The 468-nt window shown below is 32.1% G+C and carries 1 protein-coding gene; it reads left to right on the plus strand.

The window, feature by feature from the left end:
• A partial coding sequence (locus CHM34_RS19495; protein ID WP_169713835.1) for a Ty1/Copia family ribonuclease HI occupies nt 1–319 on the plus strand: 319 nt, incomplete at its 5' end.
• Between the last annotated feature and the right edge of the window lie 149 nt (nt 320–468).

Raw genomic sequence — 468 nt, forward strand, 5'->3', positions numbered from 1 at the left:
AGCTAATTGTTCAAATGTTATTTGGTTCAAGCAACTATTGGTAGGTATGAATATTGAAATCAAGGATCTAGAGGTTATATTATGTGATAACACCAGTGTAATTAATATATCAAAGAATCCTATAATTCATACCAAAACCAAGCACATTTCTATAAAATACCATTTTATGAGAGAATTGGTACAAGATAAAGAGGTAAGATTGGAATTTGTGAATACTAAAGAAAAAAATACAGATATATTTACCAAGTCATTACCTAAGGATGCATTTTTATATCTAAGAGGTAAGCTAGGGGCTATTCCCCTATCTGAAGCTCACTAATCAGATTTCAGCGATCCATCAACCAAGCATGTTGAAGATCAGTCAAGTTGATGCAACACTGTAAAGGAAAGATTTCATATAAATCAGTACATCCTGAAGACTATCTTTGGCATGAGATGTCAAAGAGGGAGAGTTTTATGTCAATATTA

The sequence above is a fragment of the Paludifilum halophilum genome, from assembly GCF_002245355.1.
Lineage (GTDB): Bacteria > Bacillota > Bacilli > Thermoactinomycetales > DSM-45169 > Paludifilum > Paludifilum halophilum.